Raw genomic sequence first — 25774 nt, 5'->3', positions numbered from 1 at the left:
GTGCGCAGCTTAATCAGAGTCGCTCGATGATGGTGGCGTTGGCCAGGCCGCCCGCCTCGCACATGGTCTGGAGACCGAAGCGGCCGTCGCGGTCCTCCAGGGCGTGCAGGAGCGTGGTCATCAGCCGGGCGCCGCTGGCGCCCAGCGGATGGCCGATGGCGATCGCGCCGCCCCTGACGTTGACCTTGGCCAGATCGGCTCCGGTCTCGTGGCTCCAGGCCAGCACGACCGAGGCGAACGCCTCGTTGACCTCGAACAGGTCGATGTCGGCCAGGTCGAGGCCCGCCCGGCGCATCACCTTCTCGGTGGCCGGGACGATCGCGGTGAGCATCAGCAGCGGGTCGTCGCCCACGACGGTGAACGCGTGGAAGCGCGCGCGGGGACGCAGGCCGAGGCGTTCGGCGATGTCCGCGCCCATGATCAGCACGGCGGCGGCGCCGTCGTTGATGGGCGAGGCGTTGCCCGCCGTCACCCGCCAGTCGATCTCGGGGAAGCGCTCGGCGATGGCGGCGTCGTAGTACGCGGGCTTCAGCCCGGCCAGGATCTCGGTGGTCGTGGTGGGACGGACCGTCTCGTCCCGGACGCCCGTCCAGGCCACCTCGCGGTCGAACTCGCCGTTCGTCCAGGCCGCGGCGGCGCGGCGGTGCGATTCGGTGGCGTAGGCGTCCAGGTCCTCGCGGGAGAGCTTCCAGCGGGCGGCGATCAGCTCGGCGCTGATGCCCTGCCCGACGAGCCCTTCGGGGTAGCGTCCGTGCATCCCGGGGCCGAACGGGTCGGTGCCCGGCAGGACGTTGGAGCCCATCGGCACGCGGGACATCGACTCGACGCCGCAGGCGATCGCGATGTCGTAGGCGCCGCTCTGGACGCCCTGGGCCGCGATGTGCACGGCCTGCTGGGACGAGCCGCACTGCCGGTCGACGGTCATGGCGGGCACGCTCTGGGGGAGCCCGGCCGCCAGCACCGCCGAGCGGGTGAGGTTGACCGACTGGTCGCCGACCTGGGTGACCACGCCGCCGATGACGTCGTCCACCAGGGCGGGGTCGATGCCCGCCCGCTCGACCAGCGTCTTCAGGGTGCGGGCCAGCAGGTCGACCGGATGCTCCTCGTGCAGCGCGCCGCCCGGTTTGCCCTTGCCCACCGGCGTCCGTACCGCTTCGACGATCACCGCGTCCCGCATCGGACAGACCTCCTTGGTTGGTTCCTCCACCCCAGTGTGCGCCACTAAGTTGGAAAACACAACTCACTGGTCCGTAAACTCGGGAGCCGCGTAACCACGGCCCCCGAGGCGTTCGGGCCACTCAGTGGAAGGGGCCCGTACTGCCGTTGTCCGTCATATCCCCCCGTACGTCGAAGGGCTCCGCGATGGAGCCGCCGGTTCCTGGATTGTCAGGCAAGCGAACCTCCCAACCCTCGACGACAGTGCGGTTACTTCGGACACTAGCCCAGCGACCCGCACTTTTAAGGATCGAGCCGCTCAATATCCCCCAAAGGAGTCACCAAGTCAGGGGGTGACGGCCATGTTCGCCAGGACGCGTCCGGCCAGGTCACCGTCGCCCTCCACCGCAACCTCGACCTCGCCGGGCGCGCAACGCCCGGCTGCCAGCCGCAGGAAGACCTCCCAGCCCATGGTGAGCGTGGCGGTGGCGTCGTCCCCGGCCTCGACCTCGGCGGCCCGCCCGTCGTCCCCGACCCGGATCCGCGAGCGGAACGGCACCGGGTCGCCCACGTCGAAGACCACCGTCTGCCCCGTCGCGGCACGCTTGCCCACGACCCTGGGCAGCGCGGGCCGCAGCAACCGGCGCGCGCAGTCGGCGCCGGGCGAGTCGAGGTTGCCCGGACGCCCGATCGCCCGCCGGATGTCCTGCTCATGGGCCCAGCAGTCGAAGGCGCGGAAGGTCATGAAGTGCCAGTAGGGCACCGGCTCCCCGGTCGGTGCGGTCGTCATCTCGTCCGGATCCAGCCCGGGCAGCGCCGCCAGCCTGCGCTCCAGCGCGACGCCGAGCTCGGCCGCCACGTCCGGCCCGGCCCAGCCGCGCCGCGCGTCGATGCCGACCTCCAGCATCGCGCCGAAGTCGCTGCGCACATGCGCGGGCATGGGCCCCATCTCGTGCCCGCGCCCGGGGTCCTCGCCCAGCAGCAGCAGCTCCACCGTCGCCAGATGCGCGACGACGTCCTGGACGCTCCACCCCGGGCACTCGGTCGGCGTCTTCCAGTCGTCGGCCGTGAAGTCCTCGGCAAGCGCGATCGTCGCCCGCACGGTGTGCTCATACGCCGCGACGTTCGCCGCCATCTCAGGTTTCATCCCCCGAAATTGGCATGCGGGAGGCCCACCCGACAAGTGACGGCTTACAAGTCAGGCGACGGTGCGCTCCTCGTCCTTGGCCACCAGCCGGAGCCGGACGGCCGTGGGCACCGAATCGCGTTCCAGCGCGGTCCGCACATGCGCCATCGCGTTGTCGGCGATATGGCGGCGCAGCGCCGACAGGTCGGCGCTGTGACCATAGGAAACGTTGATCTTGAGCCGGGGCCGCTGCGACGTCCCGAGCAGGCGGGCCTTCGCGCGCCGGACACCGGGGAAGTCCTCGATCTCGGCCTCCAGCGCCTCGGCCAGCGCCTTGCCCGACAGGTTGGTCGCGCCCTCCCGATCGTCGGACTCCAGCGACAGCCCCCGGATGCGCTCCGAGCGGCCCTGCGCGAGCAGCCAGGTCAGCCCGAACAGCGCGACCACCACGGCGGCGGCAGCCACCGCGGGCCAGAACCAGGAGTTGTCGGCGGCGAAGTCGCGCGTCCGGTCGGCCAGGACGGGCTCGGACCTGCGCCGGTCACCCCAGGCGCCCAGGCCGAGGGCCAGGGCCGCCCCGCCCGCGGCGAGCAGGAGCAGCCCGGTCACCGTCAGGCCGAAGCGGTTGATCCGTGCGGCATGGCGATCCATCAGCCCTCCCCGGTCTTGACCTTGACGGCGACGCGGCGGCGGGGCATCGGATCGACCTCGTCCAGCCGCTCCCGGACGGCCTCCTTCACGCGCTTGCGCAGGTCGCCGGGCTCGCGCATCGCGGTCCGCGCGGCCACCACCACCTTGCGGCGGCGCAGCTTCACACCGCTGCCGGTGACGCCGTCGACCTCCTCGGCGGCCTTGGACACCACGGTCTTGAGCCCGTTCGGCGTCACGCCCATCATCAGGTCGCGGCTGTCGCCGCGCAGCGGGATCACCCGCGAGCGTCCCCGGAACAGCCCGCCGAGCAGGAAGACCAGGCCCAGCAGCGCCATCGCCGCGGCGATCGTGCGCACCCACCAGTCGTCCCAGGGCGTGTCGACGGCCCACGAGGTCACCCTCGGGTAGTCGACCAGGCGCGCGGGCGAGTCGGCCAGCGACGAGATCACCTCGATGGCCGTGAGCACGCCCGCCGCCGTCAGCAGCAGCGCGGCCACCAGCGCGGGCCACACCCGCCGCGAGCCGAACGCGCGGCGCGCGGCCCGTCCGGCCGAGCGGGTCTTGGGAACGGCGTTGGTCTCCGCCCTGCTCGGGCGCGACGGCGTGTGCGTCATCGGACCGGCGTGCGTGGTCATGCCACCACCGCCCTGCGGCCCGCCCGCTCCGGTTCGGGACGTTCCAGCTCCGCGACGTCGATGTCGACGTTGCGGACGCTCAGCCCCGTCATCGACTCCACGCGCTCGCGCACGTGGTCACGGACGCGGTGCGCCGTCTCGCGCACCGGCGCCGGATAGGCGATCGACATCCGCACCCGGGCGGTGACGACGCTCCCCTCGATCCGCACGTCGGTGCGGGCGGCCCGGCCGCCACCGGGCACCTGCACGCCGAGCATCTTCTTGTCGAGGCCGCCCGCGTCGGCGGTCTCGTCCACGGCCTCCCGGGTGATGCGCGCCACGACCCGCTCGGCGATCGTGGTCGTGCCGCGCTCCCCCGGCGGATCTCCCGCCGTCACATCGGCCTCTTCTGCGCGCCCTTGCCGCTGAACGAGGCGAAGACCTCGCCCAGGTCGAGCTCACCCTCGACGACGCGTCCGGCCAGGAAGCCCAGGACGCCGACCAGCAGCACCAGCACGAAGGCGCCGAACCCGCCGAACGCGCCCGCGAACCCCAGGGCCGTCCCGAAGGCCAGCCCCGTCATCGACCACACTTTTCCGTTCATCCTCTTCCCCCTTCAGAGCAGGAGCCGCGCCCGGCGGCGGCGCTCGCGCCACCGGCAGTACACGGCGATCGGGCCTCGGCGGCGCCGGACGACGACGACCGGGGCGGCCCCCGGCCGGGGCGCCCTCATGCGCTCCAGCCCCGCGGCGAACTCCTCGGGGTCGCCGCCGGCGTCCGGGTGGTGCGCGCGCACCCACGCCCGGAACGCCGCCCGGTCCCCGCGAGGCTCAGCCATCCGCCTCGCCCTCGATGTCGCCGATCAGGACGTCGACCGTCCGGCCCCCGGCCATCGGGCCCACGACCGCGCGGACGGCGTCCCCGACGTCGGCGAGCCTGCCGCCCTGCCGGGCCACCACGCCCACCTCGACGGCGTCGTCGCGGACGGCGACGCCCACCACGGGACGTCCGACGCGATAGGTCACCACGCGCCCGCGCGGCCCGGCCGTCAGGCCCGCCACATCGGGGACGGCACCGACCTTGTCGGCGATCCGCTCCGCCAGTTCCGCCGGGCTGACCTCGGCCGGGGCGTCGGCGGTCATCGCACGCGCGGCTCGGACGGCTCTTCCTCGGAGTCGTCGGTCTCACCGGGGACGTGGATGTCGTCCACCGTGATGTTCACCTCGACGACCTCAAGGCCGCAGGCGTGCTCGACCTCCTTGATCACGTTCGAGCGGACGGCCTGCGCGAGCTGCGGGATGGCGGCCCCGTACTCCACGACCAGGTCGATGTCGATGGCGGCCTGGCGCTCGCCCACCTGGACGGCGACGCCCTGCATGACGTTCTGGCCGCCCATGCCCCCGGGAAGCCTTTCCTTGACCGAGCCCATGCGCCGGGCCATTCCGGCGCCCATCGCGTGGACGCCGCCGATGTCACGCGCGGCCATGCCCGCGATCTTCGCGACGACCCCGTCGGCGATCTTGGTGCGGCCCTCGGGCGTCACCAGCTCGCTGCCGGCGCCGCCGGCCTTCTCAAGGCCGGACCCGGTGCTGTGGCCGACGTTCTCCTTGACCGGGCCCGCCGACTGGCTCGGCATTGCCCCGGTCGGCCTGTCCTTGGTCGATGCCTGTCCGTTTCCGTGGCTCACGCCATCCCCCCTGACGTATCGGTGGTGAGCAATTGATGCTCAGCGTGCGCCACCCAAAATCACCATTCCGGACAATAAGCAGGTCAATACCGCTTTGCCTGGACATGACCGACCGGAGCACGCGCGGACCTTTCTAGCCCTGGTCGCGCTGACCCTGGTTGTACATGTCACGCATCTTGGACATGGCGTCGGTGTTGCCCTCGCGGCCGGGCTCGTCCTGCGAGTCCTGCATGCCGCTCTCGCGATCCGAGGAGCCGCTCATGGCGTCGGACTCGTCGCGCTGCTCGCGCATGCCCTGGTCCTGCCCCTGGCTGCCCACGCCGCCCATGTCCTGGTCACGGCCGCCGCCCATACCCTGCGCGCCCATGTCCTGGCCCGAGCGCATGGAGTCGTCGCCCATGCGCTCCTCGCCCATTCCCTGGCCCGAGCCCATGGCCTCGCCGCTCATGCCCTGGCCGCCCATGTCCTGGCTCCCCATGGAGCCTTCCTCCATGGAACGTTCCCGTCCCTGCTCGTCGCGGTCAGGGTCATCGCCGGGCCGCCGGCCCATTTCGCTCTCGTTGCCCATGTTGCTCACGACAATCCCCCATTTGTTGGCGCTGTGGAGACGTACTCACCGATCCCTACCCGTTCGCCAGCGAATAAAAGCGGACTTCCGGACGCCCCACCTGCCCATAATGCGGACGGCGCCGCGCCAGCCCGTTGTCCGCGAGGTATTCCAGATACCTGCGCGCGGTCACCCGGGACACCCCCGTGAGCGACGCGGCGGCCGCCGCCGACAGCCCCTCGGACGCCTCGCCCAGCGCGCGGGTGACGGCCCTCAGTGTCTCCTCGCTCATCCCCTTCGGCAGCGAGCGCCGGTCGGACGCGCGCAGCTCGGCCAGCATCCCGTCGACGTCCTCCTGGCCCGCCACCTCGCCCGTGCCCTGCGCCTGCTCCCGGAACCTGCGATAGGACTCCAGCTTGTCGCGCAGCGAGGCGAACGTGAACGGCTTGAGCAGGTACTGGACGACGCCCGCCGACACCGCCGACCGGATCACCGCCAGATCGCGCGCCGAGGTGACGGCGATGACGTCCACCGGAACGCCCTTGGCCCGCAACGCCCGGCACACCTTGAGCCCGTGCGTGTCGGGCAGGTAGAAGTCGAGCAGCACGACGTCGAGCTCATGCCGCTCGCAGAACCGCAGCGCCTCGGCCCCCGAATGCGCGACCCCCGCCACCTCAAAGCCCGGCACACGCTCGACATACCGCCGGTGCGCCTCAGCCGCCACCGGATCGTCCTCCACCACCAACACCCTGATCACCGCCCACCCCCTCCCCCGCCACGCCGCCGCGCGGACGGCGAGCAGACACACCGCGACATCGCCGACGCTGCACCACCCACTGACATGCGCGTCATCGCCCTCCCCCGTTGCTCGGGACGCGGACGGTGACGACCGCGCCCGCTTCCCGTCCCACGTCGATCGTTCCGGCGTGGCGCCGGACGGCGCGGCCGACCAGGGCCAGGCCCAGGCCGTGCCCGGACGGCCCGGACGGCGGCTTGGTCGTCCAGCCGCGCCGGAACGCCAGCGGGACGTCTTCGGGGTCCATGCCGGGGCCGGAGTCGGAGACGCGCAGCAGCAGCTCGCCGTCGTCGGCCCGCGCGGTCACCTCGACCCTCGGGGAGCGCTCGGCCGCGCCCTCGATCGCGGCGTCCAGCGCGTTGTCGATCAGGTTGCCGAGGATGGTCACCAGGTCGCGATGGTCGATCGCGCCGTCGTCGATCGCGGTGTCCTCGGTAATGACCAGGTCGACGCCGCGCTCGGCGGCCTCGGCCGACTTGCCCAGCAGCAGCGCGGCCAGCACCGGCTCGCTCACCGCGCCCACCACCCGGTCGGTCAGGCGCTGCGCCGTCTCCAGCTCGGCGGTGGCGAAGTCGACGGCCTGGGCCGGACGTCCCAGCTCGACCAGCGACACCACGGTGTGCAGCCGGTTGGCCGCCTCGTGCGCCTGCGCGCGCAGCGACTCGGCGAACCCGCGCACCGTGTCGAGCTCGCCCATCAGCGCCTGGAGCTCGGTGTGGTCGCGCAGGGTGACCGCCGTGCCCATCGCGCGGCCCCGCGACCTGACCGGGACGGAGTTGACCACCAGCACCCGGGTGTCGCTGACATGGATCTCGTCGGCGCGCGGCTCGTCCGACGCCAGCGCCGAGGCCAGCTCGGCGGCCAGGCCGAGGTCGTCCACCGGACGCCCGCGCGGCTCGTCCGCCAGGTCGAGCAGCTCGCGCGCGGCGTCGTTGCACAGCACCACGCGGCCGTCCCGGCCGACGAGCACCAGCCCCTCGCGGACGGCGTGCAGGATCGCCTCGTAGTAGTCGAACATGCCGCGCAGCTCGCCCGGGGCGACCCCGCGCGTCTGGCGCCGCAGCCGCGCGCCGATCAGCGCGCTGCCCGCGATCCCGGCCAGCAGCACCCCGCCCGCCACGCCCGCCAGCGGGACGAGCCGCTCGCGCAGCCCGGCGGAGATCGCCCGCACCGTGATCCCGACCGCGACCAGCCCGAGCACCCGTCCCCGGTCGTCGAACACCGGCACGACCCGCCGGACCGACTCGCCGAGCGTCCCGGTGTAGGTCTCGGTGAACGGCCGTCCGGCCAGCGCGGGCGCGGTGTTGCCGAGGAAGTCCTGGCCGATCCGGCGCGGATCGGGATGCGTGTAGCGCTTCCCGGCCGGGCTCATGATCGTGATGAAGTCGACCCGCGCCCCCGCGCGGACCCGTTCGGCGAACGGCTGCAGGACCCGGCTCGGGTCGGACGAGACGAGCGCCGTCCGCACGTCCGGCGCGGCGGCCAGTGTGGCCGCCACGCCCGCCACCTGTTCCCGCGCGCGTTCCTCGGCGGCGCGCCCGGCGTCCAGGTAGGCCAGCACCGCCCCGGCGGCCACCAGCAGGACGACCACCGCGACCTGCAACGCCAGGAGCTGCCGGGCGATGCTCCAGCCCCTCATTTCGTTCACGAACAAAACGTACACAAGGGTGACCCCGGTCACAGACTCGCGAATAGTCCCTCTCGGACCTGGAGATTCAGCGGCCGGACGAGGAGACGACCCGTGACAGCCACCCCCCGCACGGACGACGCGCCACCGGAACCCAAGCGCAAGGACCGCGTCCACTACCTGTACGTCGCGGTGATCGCGGCGGTCGTCCTCGGCGTCCTGGTGGGCTTCGCCGCCCCCGACTTCGCCAAGGAGCTCAAGCCGCTGGGCACGGGCTTCGTCAACCTGATCAAGATGATGATCTCGCCGATCATCTTCTGCACGATCGTGCTGGGCATCGGCTCGGTCGCCAACGCCGCCAAGGTCGGCAGGGTCGGCCTGATCGCGCTGGTCTACTTCACGGTGATGTCGACGTTCGCGCTGACCATCGGCCTGATCGTCGGCAACCTGCTGCACCCGGGCGAGGGCATGCACCTCACCGCCGAGTCGGCCGCCAAGGCGCACGCCGAGGCCAAGGGCGGCGAGGGCACCGCCGACTTCCTGCTCGGGATGATCCCCAAGACGCTGGTCTCGTCGCTGACCGAGGGCGAGGTCCTGCAGACCCTGGTGGTCGCGCTGCTGGCCGGGTTCGCGCTCCAGCAGCTCGGCCCGGCGGGCGAGCCGATCAGGCGCGGCGTCGAGCACGTCCAGCGCTGGGTGTTCCGCATCCTTTCCATGATCATGTGGGCGGCGCCCGTCGGCGCTTTCGGCGCCATCGCCGCCGTGGTCGGCGAAACCGGCTGGTCGGCGCTGCGCAGCCTGGCGGTGATCATGCTGGGCTTCTACATCACCTGCGCGGTCTTCGTCTTCGTCGTCCTGGGCGCCGTCCTGTGGTTCGGGGCGCGGATGAACATCCTGACCCTGCTGCGCTACCTGGCCCGCGAGTTCCTGCTGATCCTGTCGACCTCGTCGTCGGAGTCGGCGCTTCCCCGGCTGATCGCCAAGATGGAGCACCTGGGCGTCAGCAAGCCCGTCGTCGGCATCACCGTCCCGACCGGTTACTCCTTCAACCTGGACGGCACGGCGATCTACCTCACGATGGCGACCCTGTTCATCGCCTCGGCGCAGGACGCCCCGCTCTCGATCGGCTCGCAGATCTCCCTGCTGATCTTCATGATCATCGCCTCGAAGGGCGCCGCCGGGGTCAGCGGCGCGGGCCTGGCGACGCTCGCGGGCGGCCTCCAGTCGCACAAGCCCGAACTGGTGGACGGCGTCGGCTTCATCATCGGCATCGACCGCTTCATGTCCGAGGCCCGCGCCCTGACCAACTTCGCCGGGAACGCCGTGGCCACCGTGCTGGTCGGCACCTGGACCCGCGAGTTCGACACGGCGCGCGCCCAGCGCGTCCTCAGCGGCCAGGACCCGTTCAACGAGGCCACCCTGCTGGACGACGTCCCCCAAGCGCCGCCGACCAGCCTCCAAAAGGAGACCGCCGGCGCCTGACCGCCCCCAGACTCCGCCGGTGCCCGCCCCGCACGGGCACCGGCGGACCCGCGGTCAGCTGGAGAGCTGGAAGCGGATGACGACGGTGAGGGCCTGGAGGTCGGTGGTGGTGCGGTACCGAGGCACCGGGCCTCGGGCGAGCGTGGTGTAGATGTCCGCGAGCGGGGCGCCGGGGGCGCAGGTGACGTCCAGGAGCAGGCGGGGACGGGCGGCGGTGCCGGTGAGGCGGAGCTTGAGGTCGCGGACGCCCGGCAGGCGGCGGGCGTCGGTGATGAGGTCGCCCGCGGCGGCTCGGGTGACCATGCGGGTGGGGCCGTCGAGGGCGGGACGGTAGCGGCGGAAGACCGCGCGGGCCTCCAGGGCCAGCCAGAGCAGGCCGACCAAGGTCAGGGCCGTCGCCGCGGGCCAGGCCCACCAGTGGTCGCCGGGGGCGGGCAGGGGGCGCTTCGCGGCGGACTGGCCGAGAACTCCCAGCCCGAGGGCCAGCGCGAAGGCGCCGCAGGCCAGCAGGAGCAGGCCCGTCAGTGCGGTGGCGGTGCGCATGTCAGTCCTTCCGCCAGGTCAGCCGGACGCGCACGCGCCGCTCGCGCGCCAGGCCGAGTGCGGCGAGGCGGACGGTCACGGCGGTGCGGACCATGTCGGGGAGGTTCGCGGGGTTGCGGTAGAGCGTGGCGGCGCGGACGGTGACGCGGCGGCGCAGCCGGACCCGCGCCCGGGTGATGCCGGGAACGTTCCGGGCGGCGGCCACGAGCGCGGCGCGCGCGTGGGAGCGGCGGACCGAGGCCGCCAGGCGCGGGTCGGTGGTGTGCAGGGCCAGCGTGCGGGGCCGGAGCGGCAGGGACGCCAGGACGAGCAGCAGCCCCGTCAGCGCGAGCCCCGCGGCGGCGGCGAGCACGGCCGGATCGTCCCACGCGGTGCGGCGCAGGAACGCGTCGGCGCGGGGCGGGACGTCCAGCAGCAGTGCCGCCATCGCCAGGCCCCCGATCGCGGTGACCAGGACGGCGGCGAGCAGCGTGGCCGGACGGCGCCGGGGGCGCAGCGCGCGGCGGGCCCGGCGGCGGGAGTGCGCGTCGCCGATCCACTCCTCGATCACCGTCTCGCCCATCACCACCACCTCCGCGAAGATCGGCACGGATGCGGGCCTCGTCACTCATGGTGATGGAAGATCGCGTTATGTGAAAACCAGAGCGGGGGCCGGGCGTGTCAGCGGAAGACGACGGTGCGGTCGCCGTTGAGCAGGACGCGGTGCTCGGCGTGCCACCGGACGGCCCGTGCCAGCGCCAGGCACTCCAGGTCGCGGCCCATGGCCATCAGGGCGTCCGGGCTGTGGGTGTGGTCGACCCGGGCGACCTCCTGCTCGATGATCGGCCCCTCGTCCAGGTCGGCGGTGACGTAGTGCGCGGTGGCGCCGATCAGCTTCACGCCCCGGTCGTGGGCCTGCTGGTAGGGCCGGGCGCCCTTGAAGCTCGGCAGGAACGAGTGATGGATGTTGATCACCCGGCCGGGCAGCTTGGCGCAGAAGTCGTCCGAGAGGATCTGCATGTAGCGGGCCAGGACGACCAGGTCGGCCTCGTAGTGCTGCACCAGCGTGAGCACCTCGGCCTCCTGCGCGGCCCTGGCGCCGGGCGGCACGGGCAGGTGGTGGTAGTCGATGCCGTAGGACTGGGTGAGCGGCCGCAGGTCGGGGTGGTTGGACGCGACGCCCACGACGTCGATGTCGAGCAGGCCGGAGCGCTGCCGGTAGAGCAGGTCGTTCAGGCAGTGGCCGCTCCTCGAAACCATGATCAGCACGCGGGGGCGGGCGGCGGTGTCGTGCAGCGCCCAGTCCAGGCCCAGCTCGGCGCCGACGGCGGCGAACGAGCCGCGCAGCTCGTCGGGGTCGGTGTCGGGCAGCCCGGCGAACTGCACCCGCATGAAGAACCGGCCCGCGTCGCGGTCGCCGAACTGCTGGCTCTCCAGGATGTTGCAGCCGCGCTCGGCCAGCAGCCCCGAGACGGCGGCCACGATGCCGGGACGATCGGGGCACGAGAGCGTCAAAACGTATTCGGTCACAATTCCCCACCTCGGTCGAAAGCTCGGAGGGTCACGCCCTGACGCGGGACGACTCCGGGTCATACGGGGCCCGCAGGTGGACGGTGGCGCCGAAACGCTCCCCGGCCGCCTCGACCTCGTACTCGGCGCCGGTGAGGTAGGCCCGGTCGACGGCGCCGTCCCCCCGGACGTACCCCAGCGCGACCGCGCCGCCCAGCGTGTGGCCGTACGCCGCCGAGGTGATCGAGCCCGCCGGCTCGCCGTCGCGAAGGAGCAGCTCACCGCCCCACAACTGGGCCTTCGGGTCGTCCAGCACGAGCGATACGAGCTTACGCCGGACGCCCTGCTCGCGCTGCCTCTCGACGGCGTCCCGGCCCCGATAGGGCACGCCGCGCTTGCAGGCGAACGTGAGCCCGGCCTCGACGGGGGTGTGGTCGGGGGTCAGCTCGCGTCCCCAGGCGCGGTAGCCCTTCTCGATACGCATCGACTCGATGGCGTAGTAGCCCGCCTGGACGGGCTTCTGGCCGAGCAGGGTCTCGTAGACGGTGACGGCGAACTCGGCCGGGACGTACAGCTCCCAGCCCAGCTCACCCACGTAGGTGACCCGGGTGGCCCGGACGGTGGCGTACCCGAGGTCGATCAGGCGGCTGGTGCCGAACGGGAACCCCTCGTTGGACAGGTCGGACGCCGACAGCCCCGACAGCGCCTCGCGCGAGCGCGGCCCCATCAGGCCGAACACCGCGTACGCGCTGGTGACGTCCACCAGGGCGCAGCCCTCGCCGAGGTTCCTGCCCAGGTAGTCGAGGTCGCGGGTGGTCTGGGCCGACCCGGTGACGACGAGGTACTCGTCCTGCGCTACCCGGGTCACGGTCAGGTCGGACTCGTAGCCGCCCCGGTCGTTGAGCAGCCCCGTGTAGACGACGCGTCCGGGTTCCACGGCGACGTCGTTGGCGCACAGCCACTGGAGCGCGCGCTCGGCGCCGGGGCCCTTCACGGTGAACTTGGAGAAGGACGTCTGGTCGAACAGGGCCAGGTCTTCGCGGGTGGCCCCGACCTCGGCGCCGACGGCGTCGTGCCAGTTCTGCCGCTCGAAGGAGTACTCGGGCGCGGGCCCGAAGTGGTTGACCCGCTCCCAGCCCATCTTGGAGCCGAAGCGGGCCCCGGAGTCGCGCAGCAGGTGGTGGACGGGCGAGCGCCGCAGGGGCCGGGCGGTGTCGAGCTCCCGGTTGGGCCAGGCCATGGCGTAGTGCAGGCCGAGGACCTCCTTGACCCGGTCGTGCAACCAGGCGCCGTTGTCGGCCCAGCGCGCGAACCTGCGGACGTCCACCGGCCACAGGTCCATCTCGGGCTCGCCCGCGACGATCCACTCGGCCAGCGCCCGGCCCGCGCCGCCCGCCGAGGCGATCCCGGCCGAGTTGAACCCCGCCCCCACGAACAGGCCGCGGACCTCGGGGCACGCGCCGAGCAGGAAGTTGTTGTCCGGGGTGAAGCTCTCGGGCCCGTTGTAGAACTTGCGGACGCCGGTGTGGTCGAGCGCGGGGACGCGCTGGATCGCGTTCTCCATCAGGATCGCGAACTGGTCCCAGTCCTCGGGCAGGAGCGCGAACTCGAAGGGGTCGGGGATGCCGTCCATCCCCCAGGGCTTGGCGTCGGGCTCGAACCCGCCGACGACCAGCCCGCCGACCTCCTCCTTGAAGTAGGTGTAGCCGTCGGGGTCGCGCAGCACCGGCAGGTCGGGGTGGACGCCGTCGATCCGCTCGGTCACGACGTAGTAGTGCTCGGCCGAGTGCAGCGGGACGGTCGCGCCCGCCATCCGCCCGATCTCGCGCGCCCACTGCCCGGCGCAGTTGACGACGATCTCGCACTCGATGTCGCCCGCGTCGGTGCGCACCCGGTGGACGGCGCCGTCCCGGACGTCGATCCCCGTCACCTTGGTGCGTTCCAGCACCCGGACGCCGCGCTGCGACGCCCCGCGCGCGAGCGCCTGCGTCAGGTCGGACGGGTTGGCCTTGCCGTCCCCGGGGAGCCAGACGGCGCCCACGAGGTCGTCGGTCCGCATCACCGGCCACAGCTCGCCCGCCTCCCGCGCCGAGACGATCTCCGCCTCGACCCCGTAGGACCGGGCGGACGCCGCCGTGCGCCGCAGTTGGACCATCCGCTCGGGCGTGCGGGCCACCGAGACCGAGCCCGTGCGCTTCCAGCCCGTCCCGAACCCGGTGTCGGCCTCCAGCCGCTCGTACAGCTCGGTCGAGGAGCGGATCAGCCGGGTCATGTTCTCGGTGCTGCGCAGCTGCCCGACGAGCCCGGCCGCGTGCCAGGTGGTGCCGCACGACAGCCGTCCCCGCTCCAGCACCACCACGTCGGTCTCCCCGAGGGAGGCCAGGTGGTAGGCCGTGCTGCAACCGACGATGCCGCCGCCGATGATCACAATCCGGGCGCGCGCGGGCACCATTGAACGTTCCTCCGTGCTCGGGGGGTGTCTCAGCGGGCGGTGACGGCCCGCAGGGACCGGCGGGCGGGCCAGGCGGGCACCGCCTTCAGCAGCTTGATGAACTCCTGCTCGGCCGGGCCGAGCAGGCGGTCGCGGCGGTGGGCCAGGACGATCGGGCGCGGCGACGGCGCGGGCGTCACCGGCAGGACGGCCAGCTGGCGGTGGGCCAGCTCGCTCTCGACGCAGTGCTCGGAGACCAGGGAGATCCCGAGCCCGGCCGCGACGGCCTGCTTGATCGTCTCCGGGCCCCAGATCTCGGCCTGGACGGCGTCCTGGAGACCCCAGTCGCGCAGCGCCTCCTCCTGGACGGCCCGGGTGGCCGAACCGGGCTCGCGCAGCAGGAACCGCTCGCCGGACAGGCGCTCGGGCTCGACGGTCGGCTCGGCGGCCAGCGGGTGGTCGGGCGGGGTGATCAGGACGACCCGGTCCTCCAGGATCGGCTCGCTGTCGAGCTGCGGCGCCTTGGGCACCCCGGCGAACACCGCGACGCCGACCTCGCCGTCCACCAGGCGCTTCTCCAGTTGCTCGGCGTTGCCGACGAAGATGCCCACGTCGATGCCGGGGTGGCGCTCGCGGAAGGCGGCCAGCAGGGGCGGGAGCAGGTAGGTGCCGACGGTGGTCGACCCCCCGGCCACCAGCGTCCCGCTCTGGAGCCCCGAGACCTGCCGGATCGCGGTGACGGCCTCGTCGGCCAGCAGGAACACCCGCCGCGCGTAGGCCAGCAGCACCTCGCCCTCGGGGGTGAGCCTGATCCGCGCGCCCGACCGGTCGATCAGCGTGGTCCGCAGCGACTGCTCCAGCTGCCGCACCTGGTTGGAGACCGAGGGCTGGCTCAGGTAGAGCTTGCTCGCGGCGGCGGAGAACCCGCCCTCCTCGACCACCGTCATGAAGATCCAGAGACGGTAGAGGTTGAGCTGCATGGCGGGGCTCCTCGTCGGATGCGATGGGGCCGATCAGGCGCGGGCGGCCGTGATCGACTGGTCCAGGGCGGCCTCGAGTTCTTCGAGCCGATGCCAGGGAATCTCGCCCATCGTACAAATCCGGAAGAAGTGGGATGAAAGGGAGCCTTGACCCGCATAAATGACATATCCCCGCTTCTTGAGCTCATCGTGAAGCCGGGGGTACGTCACGCCGTCCGGGAGGTGAATCATCGTCACCGAGTTCGCCCGGAAAGCGGGCTCGACCAGCACCTTCAGCCCCAGCCGGCCGAGCTGCCCGCGCACCAGGGCCGCGCGCTCGCGGTAGAGGCGGGTCCGGCCCGCGAAGCCGCCCGCCTCCGCGTACTCCTTGAGCGCCTCGTCCAGCGCGTAACAGACCTGCACCGCAGGGGTGAACGGGACGTTCCCGTCCCGCTGCCCCTTCAGATAGGACGCCGCGTTCAGGTAGAGGCTGCGCGCCGGCACCTCCTGGATCCGCTCGACGCCCCCGGGTGAGCACAGGATGAACGCGATGCCGGGCAGCCCGTGCAGGCCCTTGTTCGCGGTCCCGCACACGATGTCGGCACCGACCTCGCCGAGGTCCTGGTCCTCGTTGCCGGTGCCGCTGATCGCGTCCACGACCAGCAGCGCGTCCGACTCGGCGACGATCGCGCCGATCTCCCGGATCGGGTTGATCAGACCGGTCGTCGTCTCGTGGTGGACGACCGCGACGGCGTCCACGTCCGGGTGCGCGGCCAGCGCCGCCCGGACGGCCTCGGGGTCGATCGGCGTCGTCCAGCGCTCCAGGTCGCTCTGGCCCTCGGGACGCACCGTGTGCGCGGTGATCCCGTTGGCGCGGGCGATCCTGAGCAGCCGGTCGCCGTAGACGCCGTTGTCCACGACCAGGATCGAGCGGCCCGCCCGGACCGAGCTGATCACGGCCATCTCCATCGCGGCGGTGCCCGAGCCGGTCACCAGCAGCGCCTCGTGCTCGGGCAGGCCCAGCGCGGGCGGCAGGGCCGAGCGGATCCGGGCCAGCAGCTCGCCGAACTCCGGCTCGCGATGGCACAGGTCGCCGCGCAGCAGCGCTCGGGTGACCCGGTGCGAGGTGCACGCCGGGCCCGGGTTCAGGAGGATGAGTTCGTCGTCCACGCCAGCGACGCTAACCACCGGGCGGCATTCCAGGTAGAGCCCGTTTCCTCATAGCCTCCATAGGCGTTTGCCTATGACCCGGAGGAACCGTGACCGAGCCCGAGCCCAGCCAACGGCCCGCCGTCCGCATCGTCTGCCTCGACCCGGCCGGACGGATCCTGCTGCTCAACTGGCGCGATCCCGCCAGCGGCGCGGACATCTGGGAACCGCCGGGCGGCGGCGTCGAGAGCGGCGAGACCCCCTTCGAGGCCGCGGGCCGCGAGCTGGAGGAGGAGACCGGCCTGCCCGCCGCGTCCGTGCGGGACGTCTCGATCCCGGTCGACCGCGAGTTCCGCTGGCTGGGCGTCCGGTACCGCAAGATCGAGCCGTTCTACCTGGCCCGGTTCGAGGAGACGCCCGAGGTCGCGCCCAGCGGCTTCACCGCCGAGGAGGACGAGACCTACCTCGGCCACCGCTGGTTCTCGCCCGAGGAGATCCAGACCCTGGACGGTCTGGAGCCCCCGGACCTGCTGAAGGCGGTCTCCCGGCTGCTCACCTCCGGGTGAGGACGGCGACCCCGGCGCCCACGAACGTCAGCCGGAGCTGCTCCTCGACGACCAGCGCCTCGACCGTCCCCTCGACGCACCCCTTCCCGAGGGGACGCTCGACCAGCGTCAGCTTTTGGCCGGACACCCCCATCGGGTCGAGCGCCGCGGCGCATCCGTCGTCCCCGTGGTACTCGATCCGTCCCCGCTCGGCCCCGGTCTTCAACGTCACGGTCACGCTCCGCGAGTCGGTGAACGCGCCGGAGTAGGTCACGGTGCCCGACCACGTCCCGGCGAACTGCCGGGGCACCACGGCCAGGTCGGCGGACTCGGCGTCGCTGGAGAACGGCGTGCTGACGTAAAGCACGAGCCCCAGCAGCGCCATCGCGCTCACCGCGAACCCGAAGACCGCGCCGGGCCGTCCCCGCTTTGGCGACGGCGGCTGCTGCCGGGCCGGGGCGGGGGCGACCCCGTCGCCCGCGTCGTCCCAGGGGTCGTCGCCGGACGCCCGGAAGGCGTCGTACTCGGCCCGCTCCCGCGTCAGGATCTCGTAGGCCCGGTTGATCAGCCGCGTCCGCGCCTCGGCCTCCGCGTCCCCCTGCCGGTGGTCGGGATGGACGTCCCTGACCGCCGTCCGCCGCCCCCGCCGGATCTCCTCCTCCGACGCGTCCTGCCCCACCCCGAGCAGCGCGTAGGCGTCCTCCCCGTCCAGCTCCCGGGCGTAGTCCCCCATCACTTCTCCTTCTTGAGGTCGGCGGTCGCGCCGCCCGGCTGGAAGACCAGACGCAGCCGGTTCTTCTTGCGCGTGGCCACGACGGTCGCGTCCCCGCAGCCCTTGGTCCCGTCGCGCTCCCGCAAGGTCAGCCGCTCGTCGGCGAACCGCGTCGGGACGAGGGTGGCCGAGCACCCGCCCTTGCCGGGGTACTCCACTCCGCCCACTTCTTCGCCGCGCCAGAGCGTCACCCGGATCTTCCGGGTCGTCTTCCCCTTGGCGTCCTTCAGCTCGCCCGACCAGGTGCCCGCGAAGGTCTCGGGCACCGCCGTCTTCGCCCGCCGCTCGTCGTTCTGCGCGCCGATCCGCTTGCCCGCCGAGACCGCGACCGAGCCCAGCGCGACCAGCCCCACCACGACGACCACGGCGATGGCGAGCGCCGCGCGGGAACGCCGCCGGGCGGGCCTCTCCCGATAGTGGTGGATATGGATGACCTGAGGCGGAGGCGGTGGTGGTGGTGTGGAGGTGGAGACGCCACTGGTGGCCGCCGATTCCCACGGGTCGCCGGCCACGCCCTCGTCGGCCTCGTCCCAGGGGTCGAGGATCTCCTCGGGTTCCTCCTGGAGGGCCGGGCCCGCGCGGAAGGCGTCGTAGGCGGCGCGCTCCTTGGTGAGGACGTGGTGGGCGAGGTTGACCAGGCGGGTGCGGTCCTCGGCGTCCGCGTCGCCGTGGTGGTCGGGATGGACGTCGCGGACGGCCCTGCGGCGCGCCTTGCCGATCTCGGCGGACGTGGCGTCCTGGGCCACGCCGAGCAACTCGTAGGCGTCGTGGCCGTCGAGATCCCTGAAGGGCGCGGGCACGGGCTACGCGCCGACGCGCTTGACCACCGAGGCCCGGCGGCAGGTCAGCGACCAGTGGGCGGTCGCCTCGGTGTGCCCGACGGGGACGACCTTGGTGCCGGTCGCGACGGTGACGTCGCGGGCGCCCGCCAGATAGAGCATGAACATCGAGAGCTGGTGCTCCCTGCCCTCGTAGTACCAGTCGCAGCGCAGCACGCGCTGCCCGCCCAGGAACGGCGCCTGGAGCAGTTCCTGGGCCTTGGGCGGGAGGTTCCCGAGGATTCCGCGCGCTCGCGCGTCCAGCCCGAGGTCCGGCGCGGCGGGACCGGCCGAGGGCCCCTTCGAGGCGGGACGGGCGCCCGCTGGAAGGGGCCGGTGGTCGATGGCGGCGTTCTTGAACGAACCCGGGTCGAGCACATAGGAAACCAGCGCGTACACCGGTTTGTGCTCGGTGTTGACGCGCGGCTCGGCGACGCAGAGGGCCCGGTCGCCGAAGACGACCGCCATGGACCGGCCGGACGGGTCGGCGCCGTCCTGGGTCGCCCACCACTCGATGACGTTCCCGGCGCGCTGGAGGAGGCGGTCGCGGACGCCCTGGCCCATCGCGTCCCAGCACTCCTGACGCAGCGGCTGACCGGTCGAGAGGTCCATCGCGCCGCGCCGGTGCAGCGGCGCGGCCGCGCCGTGCCGCTGGAGACCTCCGCCCGTCCGTCGCTCCGGATCGTTCGGCCGGGAGGGAATGATCGAGCTCACCGGTGTGACCGCCCCTGACTCTGCCCTGACATCACGCGGCATACTGCCACGAAACGGCGTCGCCGCGCCCCCGGAAAAGCCGGGGGCGCGGCGAGCCTGGGCCGTCAGCGCAGACGGCAGTTGCCGGTGTCGGTCTTGGTCTTGTCGCTCTCTGAGGTGGCCGAGACGATGAGCTTGGCCTTGGCCGCGCCGGGCTTGGCCTTGGCCCAGACGACGGCCTGGGTGGTCGAGCCCGTCTTGGCGGTGGCCAGGGCGTTGGGGACCCACGTCTGCCAGTCGCCGCCTTCGACGGTGGCCTTCAGGCGGTAGACGTCAGAGCCGTGGTGCCCCGAGCCCCCGGTTCCGCTGTTGCGGAGCGGGACGGTGCACTTCACCCAGCCGGATCCGGCCGGGGCGGTCTCGCCGGAGTCGACCCGCACGCCGCGCTTGTACGGGCCCGCCCCGTCCAGGGAGCGGATCGCGACGGTGTAGGACAGCACGCCCTGCTTGTCGCGCTTGAGGTCCAGGACGTAGAAGTGCAGGCGGTTGGCCTGGTCGACGTACTCGTACTGGCTGCCGGAGTCCGTCCCGGCGTGGAACAGGCTGTCGGACAGCTGCCGGTAGTCGCCGATCGTCATCTTCTGCGGGGTGCCGTCGGGCTTGACGAAGTCGACCTTGTCGATGTCCTGCGGGTTGGCGTCCTTGACCCAGATGAACGGGGCGTCGTCGCGGTCCTTGGTCTTGGACAGCAGGACGCCCGAGTCCGGGGTGAAGGAGTCGAAGCCCATCCGGTCGACGACCTCGACGGTGTAGTTGTCGTACTTGCCGCCGTCGCAGAGCGCGTCCTTGGCGGGGTCGCACGCCGGGCTCTGGTCACCGCCCGCGCCCAGCTTCAGGTTGACGCCCGCCAGGTCCTTCGAGCCCGGCTGGACGGCGCGGGCGGTCACCTTCGCCACGACCGTCCCGTCCTTGGCCAAAGTCTCGCGGTTCAGCTGGAGCACCTTGGACGGGTCGACGATCCCGAGCTTGAGCTTGTTGCGGAGCATGTGCTGGGCGCCCATCGAGGAGCCGCCCGTGGCCGGGATCATCCAGCGGCTGTGCGGGCCGCCCGGACCGTTGAAGGTGCCGCGGCTGAGCATCTCCCAGGGCCCGGAGTAGGCGCGCCGCGGCGGGTTCCCGTACGGGTTGTTGTAGTTGTCGCCGATTCCCAGGATGTGGGAGAACTCGTGTGCGTAGACGCCCATGCCCGAGCTCTCGGCCTGGGTGGAGCTGCCGGTCACCGCGTTCGGCCAGTGCGCCGAGCCCGCCTGCCACGACGTCCAGTCGACATAGCGGGTCTTGACCCAGTTGGGCAGCTTGGAGTCGCCCGAGCCCCACTCGGCCGGGACGTCCTCCTTGGTGTTGAACTTCATCTGCCCGAATTCCTGCCAGGTGGCCGACTCGTCCTGCCCGGCGGTGAGGAAGAAGACGAAGTCGAACTTCTTGGCGGTCTCCTCGCCGACGTCGGCGATCCAGGCCGCGCGCGCGTCGCGGCGGATGTCGCGGCCGCAGGTGTCGCCGGACGGGCAGCCGGTGCCGCCCTGGAAGGCGTCGATGCCGTACTCGTGGTCCTTGGCCTGCATCTTGTAGGCGCCGAACGCGGTCAGGTCGACGCCGTAGCGTCCGCCGGAGTCCTCCATCCAGTACTCGTGCAGGGTGTGGCCCTTGTTGAGGTCCTGGGGCTTGTTGAGGAAGTCCTGGTAGAACTGCGCGACCTTCTCCCGGGGGACGTTCCCGGTCACGGTCGGGTTGCCGAAGATCGTGGAGTTCTTCGGCTGGGTCACCACGAAGGGCTGGTTGGGGTAGTCGACCAGCACGACGGCGCCCTTGAAGTTCTTGACCGACCCCTTCACGGCGGGATCGGCCCAGTTCGTCCCGGGGACGGGCTTGTAGTCGTCCCAGGTCATGGTGTCGGGCAGCTCGTAGTTCTGCGGGTCGATCGGACGCGGGCCGTTGGCGGCGAACGTCCGGAGCCGCTGACCCTGCTGCCACGGCTGCGTCTGCGGCCAGTGGCGCATCTGCCAGGGGTTGGGGGTGGGTTCGGGGACCGGCGGCCTCGGCTGGGCGGCGGCGGGGGCCGCCGACAGTGCCAGGAGAACGGCCGCCGGAATCAGGAGGATCTTCTTGACGCGCATGTGTCCCCTGTCTCAGTCGGTGGCTGCAACATAGGAACGCCCGCCCAGATGATCAATGGTCGAGTTGGCCGATCTCTGCGTCCCAACACTGGCATGTACCGCCATGCCCCCTGGTGGGCCGGGTGTGTCCCCTGGCGCGAACGAAGTCCGCTTTCAGCCACCGGGGATGTTGGGTAGGTACCTGGCCATGAGCAACAGGACCGTGGCGGAGAAGCTGGGCCTCAAGCCCGGTCACACCGTTTATGTGATCAACGCGCCGGACGACTACGCCAAGCTCGTGCAGGGCCTGCCGGACGGCGCCGAGGTCATCGACGACCACCCGGCCGACGCCGTCCACCTGTTCGCCAGGGGGCACGCCGAGCTGGACGCCCACATCGAGGAGGCCATCGACGCGGTCGGCCCCGGCGGCATGCTGTGGGTCTCCTATCCCAAGGACGGGACGACCGACATCGACCGCGACAGCCTCTGGCCCGCCTTCACGCCCTACCGATGGCGCCCGGTGCGGCACGTGTCGGTGGACGCGCGCTGGTCGGCGCTGCGCTTCCGGCCCGAGACCGACCCGAGCGCGCCGCGCGACCCGTTCAGCTGAGCAGGTCGCGCGTGGCCAGGACGATGCCGTCCTCGTCGCTGTAGAGCCAGTCGCCCGGACGGAACTCCGCGCCGCCGAACGCGACGGGGACGTCCACCTCGCCGACCCCGTCCTTGGCGCTCTTGCGCGGGTTGGAGCCGAGCGCCTTGACACCGAGGTCGAGGGTCCGCAGCGCGGCGACGTCGCGGACCGCGCCGTTGATGACCGCGCCCGCCCACCCGTTGGCCACCGCCGCCGCGCCGATCATGTCGCCCAGCAGGGCCGAGGCGAGCGCGCCGTCCCCGTCCACGACCAGGACCCGGCCGTCCCCCGGGGTGTTGAGCAGCTTCTTCACCAGCCCGTTGTCGCGGAAGCAGCGAACCGTGGAGACCGGCCCGGCGAACGAGACACGGCCCCCGTACTGGCGGAACTGGGTCTCGCAGCTGCGCAGCTCGTCCTCGAAGTCGTCGATCAGATCAGCGGTCGCGAAGTCCATCCAGCAACCCTACCGATGGGTCCGGAACGGGCCGGGCCGCCTCGGCCGGACGCCGGGTCAGATCGGGGAGCAGGGTGAGCAGGCCGAGGGCCGCGAGCCCGGCGCCCAGCCACAGAGGCGCCCGCAGCCCGTGCGCGGACAGCAGGACGGCCCCTGCCGAGGAGCTGATGATGATGCCCAGCGTGATGAACGAGGAGTGGATCGAGTTGACCAGCGACCCGGCGTTGGACGCGCGGTGCACGCGGACGACCATGGCCGGGTTCATCGTGACGCCGACCAGGCCGATGCCCAGCATGCAGAGCACCGCCGCGACGGGGAGCTCGGCCAGCAGCGCGAACCCCGCCAGGAACCCCAGGTTGAGCGCGAGCCCCACGATCTGCACACCGATGGTGTGGCGGTCGGCGAGCCGTCCGACGACGATGTTGCCGACCAGGGTCGCGGCGCCGTAGGCGACCAGCAGCAGCGGGACGCTGCTCTCGGCGAACCCGGACAGCCCGGTCAGGATCGGGTTCAGATAGCTGAAGGCGGCGAAGGTCGCGCCGATGATCAGGGTGCTGGTGGAGAAGGCCAGCCAGAGGCGGGGGCTCCTGAAGGCGTCGGCCTCGGCGCGGGCGGACGACACCTCCCGCTCCAGCGCCGGAACCCACAGCCGGACGGCCACCCCGGCGATCACCGCGAGGGCGGAGATGGCCCAGAATGCCGCGCGCCAGCCCAGCTGCCCGCCGACGAAGGTCGCGAACGGCAGGCCGAGGAGCGTGCCGAGCATCAGGCCGTTCAGCGCCGCCGCGATCGCCCGTCCGCGCAGCTCCGGACGGGTGACCCGCACGCAGATCGTGATGCCGACGCCGAAGAACGCCTGGGCCGCCGTCCCGGTGATCACCCGGGCGGCCAGCATGACGCCGTAGTTCGGGGCCGTGGCCGCCAGCAGGTTCCCCGCCAGGAAGACCCCGATCAGGAGCAGCAGGGCGGTCCTGGGCGGCACCCGCATCACGGCCACGGTCAGCAGCGGCCCGCCGACGGCCATGGCCGCCGCGAACGCCGTGATGAGGTAGCCGATCGTCGGGACGGAGACGTCCAGACCGCGCGCCATCTCCGGCATCAGCCCGGCGACGACGAACTCGCTGGTCACCAGCGTGAAGATCCCCAGCGCCACCACGTACACCGCGAGCGGGGTCTTATTTTTAGATTGTCCAGTACAAAACTGGTCCATGGATCGTTTCTCCACACCGCGTCGAGGGGTCAGGGACTCAGGGCGTCCAGGGTCGTTCCGGCGATGGACTCGAGCGTCGCGCGATCGGCCCCGCCCTGGGCGGCGACACGCAGCCCGGCGATAGCCGCCACAACGAAATGGGCGAGTTCCACCGGCTCCCGAGCGGAGGTGATCTCCCCGTCGCGGCGGCCGACGCCCAGAACGAAGCGCAGGCCGTCCAGGCGGCGGCGCTGGTCGCGGCGGAGGATCTCCGCGACCTGGGGATCGTCGCCGGACAGCTCGACGGTGCTGATGACGCTGAGACATCCGCCCTCGTCGAGCGCCGCCTCGACGACATGCGCGAACAGCCTGCGCAGCCGCTCCATCACCGGACGGTCATGCTCTTCGAGCAGGCCGATCTGCCGCGCGGTCGTGATCTCGGTGTAGTGGACGAGCGCCCGCAGGAACAGTTCGTGCTTGCTGGAGAAGGTGTTGTAGATGCTGCTGCGCCCCAGCCCGGTGGCCTCACAGAGATCCTGGGTGGACGCCGCCCGATATCCCTTCCCCTGAAAGGTGCGCACCGCCGCGGCGACCGCGGTCTCCTCATCGAACGCCCTGGGCCTCGCCATGGCCCAGACAATAACAGGTTTTGGACTCGGCGATTCAATACTCGGGACGGCGTCATCACCCCGGAACTCGCCCGTCGGGTAGGGCATGGGTGATTTGATGGATGTAACCGGTCATCTCGACGCACTGGGAGGGGCGCTCGCCGAGGCGGGGTGGTCGAGCCTGTCCCGCTATCACGAGAAACCTCCGCTGCTGCGGGTGTTCCATCCCGCGACCCCCTGGTTCGGCGACAGCGTCAGCGTCGCCGACAGCCTGGAGGGCACGCCGTGGTTCTGGTCGTCCACGGGCGACCCCCTGGCCCCCTGCGCCGATCTGGAGAAGGCCGTCGCGCGCGTGGAGGAGCAGATCACCTCCTTCGAGCCGATGGCCGAGCGCTTCGGATTGTCGCGGCTGTCCTCGGCCCAATGGCGGCGACTGCTGGACGGATTGCGGCGATAGCAGGAGAGAATGGCCGAATGGTTGAGACGTCATTGCCGCTGCGCCCCGGTGACCCCCGGCTGATCGGCGGGTATCGAGTGCTCGGACGGCTCGGCTCCGGCTGGCAGGGCCAGGCGTTCCTGGCCACCACCCAGAGCGGACGGCACCTGACCATCCGCGTCGTGACCGCGCCGTCGGCCGACTTCCGCAAGCGGTTCCGCTCGGAGATCGCCGCCGCCCAGCGGGTGCGCCACCCCTCGGTCGCCCCGGTCATCGACGCGCACGCCGACGCCCCCGACCCCTGGTGGGCGACCGTCCACGTCCCCGGCCCGTCACTCCCCCAAGTCGTCGAGCAACACGGCCCACTGCCCCCCAGAGCGCTCACGATCCTCTTCGCCCAACTGGCCGAGGGCCTGCGCGCCATCCACGAGGCCGACGCCGTCCACGGCGACCTCGCCCCGTCCAGCGTGATCCTCGCCGACGACGGCCCCCGCATCATCGACCTCGGCGCCGTCGGAAACGGCGGCGACGACGTCCGGGCCCTGGGCGCGCTGATGTCCTTCGCCGCCACGGCCCGCGAGGGCGACGCCGACCTCGCCGCCGTCCCCGCTCCCCTGCGCGACCTCATAGAGCGCTGCCTGACCGGCACACCCGACCTAGCCGAGATCATCGCCACCCTCGAAACTCCCGCCCCCGGAACAGCGACCCCCGTCCGCGTCACCAAGGCCCCGCCAACGCGCCCGGAATTCCGCCCGCCGCCCGACCTCCAGGTCTTCCCCGTGGTCTCGCTCAACCCAGTCGCCGAGACCACCCTCCCCTAACCCCCCACCCCGAGCGAGACGCGCCATCACCCCCCCGACCTGAGGCGCCGTCAGCCCACGCTGCCGCTCGCAGACGTCGCGCGCCAACGCGACACCAGAGGACTCCGGTAAGCACGCCCCCCCAGCCAGTCACCCACCCAGCGCGCTGGGGGCGAGACGCGTCAGCGCCCCGACGATCCGAAGCGACGTCAGCCCACGCTGCTGCTCACAGACATCGGGCGCCCCCACGCGACACCAAGAGGCCGCCGACCAGCACGCCCACCCCGGTCACCCACCCAGCACGCTGCAGGCAAGACGCGTCAGCGCCCCGACAATCCGAAGCGACGTCAGCCCACGCTGCTGCTCACAGACATCGGGCGCCCCCACGCGACACCAAGAGGCCGCCGACCAGCACGCCCA

The 25774-nt window shown here is 72.1% G+C and carries 30 protein-coding genes; 5 read left to right on the top strand and 25 right to left on the bottom strand.

What is annotated here, in order from left to right:
• Nucleotides 1-13 precede the first annotated feature (13 nt).
• From ACQPY4_RS08135 to ACQPY4_RS08080, 12 genes are all read right to left on the bottom strand, one after another.
• On the bottom strand, nucleotides 14-1177 hold the full coding sequence (locus tag ACQPY4_RS08135) for a thiolase family protein (protein WP_433334045.1): 1164 nt from the start codon (nucleotides 1175-1177) through the stop codon (nucleotides 14-16).
• Between the two features lie 324 nt (nucleotides 1178-1501).
• On the bottom strand, nucleotides 1502-2302 hold the full coding sequence (locus tag ACQPY4_RS08130; RefSeq protein WP_433334043.1) for a maleylpyruvate isomerase family mycothiol-dependent enzyme: 801 nt from the start codon (nucleotides 2300-2302) through the stop codon (nucleotides 1502-1504).
• A 51-nt stretch (nucleotides 2303-2353) separates the two neighbouring features.
• Complete coding sequence (gene amaP, locus ACQPY4_RS08125) at nucleotides 2354-2932, bottom strand: alkaline shock response membrane anchor protein AmaP (RefSeq protein WP_433334041.1); 579 nt, start codon at nucleotides 2930-2932, stop codon at nucleotides 2354-2356.
• Nucleotides 2932-3567, bottom strand: a complete 636-nt coding sequence (locus ACQPY4_RS08120; protein ID WP_433334039.1) for a DUF6286 domain-containing protein — start codon at nucleotides 3565-3567, stop codon at nucleotides 2932-2934. The genes amaP and ACQPY4_RS08120 overlap by 1 nt, the downstream gene beginning before the upstream one ends.
• Complete coding sequence (locus tag ACQPY4_RS08115; protein ID WP_433334037.1) at nucleotides 3564-3944, bottom strand: Asp23/Gls24 family envelope stress response protein; 381 nt, start codon at nucleotides 3942-3944, stop codon at nucleotides 3564-3566. Before ACQPY4_RS08115 ends, ACQPY4_RS08120 begins: the two co-directional genes overlap by 4 nt.
• A complete protein-coding gene (locus ACQPY4_RS08110; protein WP_433334035.1) occupies nucleotides 3941-4150 on the bottom strand; it encodes a hypothetical protein in 210 nt (69 codons plus the stop codon). Before ACQPY4_RS08110 ends, ACQPY4_RS08115 begins: the two co-directional genes overlap by 4 nt.
• 12 nt (nucleotides 4151-4162) lie before the next feature.
• Nucleotides 4163-4384, bottom strand: a complete 222-nt coding sequence (locus ACQPY4_RS08105; protein WP_433334034.1) for a hypothetical protein — start codon at nucleotides 4382-4384, stop codon at nucleotides 4163-4165.
• Nucleotides 4377-4688 (bottom strand): hypothetical protein, encoded by a 312-nt coding sequence (locus ACQPY4_RS08100; protein ID WP_433334032.1) that lies wholly within the window; start codon nucleotides 4686-4688, stop codon nucleotides 4377-4379. The genes ACQPY4_RS08105 and ACQPY4_RS08100 overlap by 8 nt, the downstream gene beginning before the upstream one ends.
• A complete protein-coding gene (locus tag ACQPY4_RS08095) occupies nucleotides 4685-5233 on the bottom strand; it encodes an Asp23/Gls24 family envelope stress response protein (RefSeq protein WP_433334030.1) in 549 nt (182 codons plus the stop codon). Before ACQPY4_RS08095 ends, ACQPY4_RS08100 begins: the two co-directional genes overlap by 4 nt.
• A gap of 133 nt (nucleotides 5234-5366) precedes the next feature.
• Nucleotides 5367-5711 (bottom strand): hypothetical protein, encoded by a 345-nt coding sequence (locus ACQPY4_RS08090; protein ID WP_433334028.1) that lies wholly within the window; start codon nucleotides 5709-5711, stop codon nucleotides 5367-5369.
• A 145-nt stretch (nucleotides 5712-5856) separates the two neighbouring features.
• Entirely contained in the window at nucleotides 5857-6537 is a 681-nt protein-coding gene (locus tag ACQPY4_RS08085) for a response regulator (RefSeq protein WP_433334026.1), read from the bottom strand.
• Nucleotides 6538-6628: 91 nt separating this feature from the next.
• Nucleotides 6629-8215, bottom strand: a complete 1587-nt coding sequence (locus ACQPY4_RS08080; protein WP_433338856.1) for a sensor histidine kinase — start codon at nucleotides 8213-8215, stop codon at nucleotides 6629-6631.
• A gap of 102 nt (nucleotides 8216-8317) precedes the next feature.
• Between ACQPY4_RS08080 and ACQPY4_RS08075 the strand changes: the two genes are divergently transcribed.
• Nucleotides 8318-9685 (top strand): cation:dicarboxylate symporter family transporter, encoded by a 1368-nt coding sequence (locus tag ACQPY4_RS08075; RefSeq protein WP_433334024.1) that lies wholly within the window; start codon nucleotides 8318-8320, stop codon nucleotides 9683-9685.
• Nucleotides 9686-9739: 54 nt separating this feature from the next.
• Here the strand turns inward: ACQPY4_RS08075 and ACQPY4_RS08070 are convergent, their stop codons facing one another.
• The 6 genes from ACQPY4_RS08070 to ACQPY4_RS08045 are packed head-to-tail and all read right to left on the bottom strand — an operon-like array spanning nucleotide 9740 to nucleotide 16276.
• Nucleotides 9740-10228, bottom strand: coding sequence for a hypothetical protein (locus ACQPY4_RS08070; RefSeq protein WP_433334022.1), 489 nt, complete (start codon nucleotides 10226-10228; stop codon nucleotides 9740-9742).
• A gap of 1 nt (nucleotide 10229) precedes the next feature.
• Entirely contained in the window at nucleotides 10230-10835 is a 606-nt protein-coding gene (locus tag ACQPY4_RS08065; protein ID WP_433334020.1) for a DUF6286 domain-containing protein, read from the bottom strand.
• Nucleotides 10836-10888: 53 nt separating this feature from the next.
• Complete coding sequence (gene purU / locus ACQPY4_RS08060; RefSeq protein WP_433334018.1) at nucleotides 10889-11737, bottom strand: formyltetrahydrofolate deformylase; 849 nt, start codon at nucleotides 11735-11737, stop codon at nucleotides 10889-10891.
• 31 nt (nucleotides 11738-11768) lie between these two features.
• Nucleotides 11769-14168 carry a GcvT family protein gene (locus ACQPY4_RS08055; RefSeq protein WP_433334016.1) on the bottom strand — a complete coding sequence of 800 codons (2400 nt, stop codon included), beginning with the start codon at nucleotides 14166-14168 and terminating at the stop codon, nucleotides 11769-11771.
• Nucleotides 14169-14197: 29 nt separating this feature from the next.
• A complete protein-coding gene (locus tag ACQPY4_RS08050; RefSeq protein WP_433334014.1) occupies nucleotides 14198-15127 on the bottom strand; it encodes a LysR family transcriptional regulator in 930 nt (309 codons plus the stop codon).
• Between the two features lie 33 nt (nucleotides 15128-15160).
• Complete coding sequence (locus ACQPY4_RS08045; RefSeq protein WP_433334012.1) at nucleotides 15161-16276, bottom strand: pyridoxal-phosphate-dependent aminotransferase family protein; 1116 nt, start codon at nucleotides 16274-16276, stop codon at nucleotides 15161-15163.
• 89 nt (nucleotides 16277-16365) lie between these two features.
• Between ACQPY4_RS08045 and ACQPY4_RS08040 the strand changes: the two genes are divergently transcribed.
• Nucleotides 16366-16821: an NUDIX hydrolase gene (locus ACQPY4_RS08040; RefSeq protein ID WP_433334010.1), complete on the top strand. Its 456-nt coding sequence runs from the start codon at nucleotides 16366-16368 to the stop codon at nucleotides 16819-16821.
• On the opposite strand, the gene ACQPY4_RS08035 is transcribed toward ACQPY4_RS08040, so the two are convergent.
• The 4 genes from ACQPY4_RS08035 to ACQPY4_RS08020 all read right to left on the bottom strand — a co-directional run bounded on the left by ACQPY4_RS08035 (nucleotide 16808) and on the right by ACQPY4_RS08020 (nucleotide 21257).
• Nucleotides 16808-17533: a J domain-containing protein gene (locus ACQPY4_RS08035; RefSeq protein ID WP_433334008.1), complete on the bottom strand. Its 726-nt coding sequence runs from the start codon at nucleotides 17531-17533 to the stop codon at nucleotides 16808-16810. The genes ACQPY4_RS08040 and ACQPY4_RS08035 overlap by 14 nt on opposite strands.
• Nucleotides 17533-18372 carry a J domain-containing protein gene (locus ACQPY4_RS08030; RefSeq protein WP_433334006.1) on the bottom strand — a complete coding sequence of 280 codons (840 nt, stop codon included), beginning with the start codon at nucleotides 18370-18372 and terminating at the stop codon, nucleotides 17533-17535. The genes ACQPY4_RS08035 and ACQPY4_RS08030 overlap by 1 nt, the downstream gene beginning before the upstream one ends.
• Before the next feature lie 3 nt (nucleotides 18373-18375).
• The gene (locus tag ACQPY4_RS08025) at nucleotides 18376-19104 is read right to left on the bottom strand and encodes a hypothetical protein (RefSeq protein ID WP_433334004.1); all 729 of its coding nucleotides are present in this window, start codon (nucleotides 19102-19104) and stop codon (nucleotides 18376-18378) included.
• Between the two features lie 104 nt (nucleotides 19105-19208).
• On the bottom strand, nucleotides 19209-21257 hold the full coding sequence (locus ACQPY4_RS08020) for a M6 family metalloprotease domain-containing protein (protein WP_433334002.1): 2049 nt from the start codon (nucleotides 21255-21257) through the stop codon (nucleotides 19209-19211).
• 187 nt (nucleotides 21258-21444) lie between these two features.
• On the opposite strand from ACQPY4_RS08020, the gene ACQPY4_RS08015 reads away from it, so the two are divergent.
• A complete protein-coding gene (locus tag ACQPY4_RS08015) occupies nucleotides 21445-21846 on the top strand; it encodes a hypothetical protein (RefSeq protein WP_433334000.1) in 402 nt (133 codons plus the stop codon).
• Here ACQPY4_RS08015 and rraA read toward each other — a convergent pair.
• Genes rraA through ACQPY4_RS08000 form a run of 3 tightly spaced genes read right to left on the bottom strand, consistent with a single transcriptional unit; the run spans nucleotide 21839 to nucleotide 24139 of the window.
• The gene (gene rraA / locus ACQPY4_RS08010; RefSeq protein ID WP_433333998.1) at nucleotides 21839-22321 is read right to left on the bottom strand and encodes a ribonuclease E activity regulator RraA; all 483 of its coding nucleotides are present in this window, start codon (nucleotides 22319-22321) and stop codon (nucleotides 21839-21841) included. The two genes, ACQPY4_RS08015 and rraA, sit on opposite strands and share 8 nt — an antisense overlap.
• On the bottom strand, nucleotides 22302-23531 hold the full coding sequence (locus ACQPY4_RS08005; RefSeq protein WP_433333996.1) for an MFS transporter: 1230 nt from the start codon (nucleotides 23529-23531) through the stop codon (nucleotides 22302-22304). The genes rraA and ACQPY4_RS08005 overlap by 20 nt, the downstream gene beginning before the upstream one ends.
• A gap of 29 nt (nucleotides 23532-23560) precedes the next feature.
• On the bottom strand, nucleotides 23561-24139 hold the full coding sequence (locus ACQPY4_RS08000; protein ID WP_433333994.1) for a TetR/AcrR family transcriptional regulator: 579 nt from the start codon (nucleotides 24137-24139) through the stop codon (nucleotides 23561-23563).
• Nucleotides 24140-24236: 97 nt separating this feature from the next.
• On the opposite strand from ACQPY4_RS08000, the gene ACQPY4_RS07995 reads away from it, so the two are divergent.
• Together ACQPY4_RS07995 and ACQPY4_RS07990 are read left to right on the top strand one after the other, a co-directional pair.
• Nucleotides 24237-24575: a hypothetical protein gene (locus tag ACQPY4_RS07995; RefSeq protein ID WP_433333992.1), complete on the top strand. Its 339-nt coding sequence runs from the start codon at nucleotides 24237-24239 to the stop codon at nucleotides 24573-24575.
• Nucleotides 24576-24592: 17 nt separating this feature from the next.
• On the top strand, nucleotides 24593-25375 hold the full coding sequence (locus ACQPY4_RS07990; protein ID WP_433333990.1) for a protein kinase domain-containing protein: 783 nt from the start codon (nucleotides 24593-24595) through the stop codon (nucleotides 25373-25375).
• The last annotated feature ends 399 nt before the right edge of the window (nucleotides 25376-25774 follow it).

The organism is Spirillospora sp. CA-294931 (assembly GCF_050946795.1).
In the GTDB taxonomy this organism is placed as follows: Bacteria; Actinomycetota; Actinomycetes; order Streptosporangiales; family Streptosporangiaceae; genus Spirillospora.
This window is presented reverse-complemented; position numbering and strand designations above follow the sequence as displayed.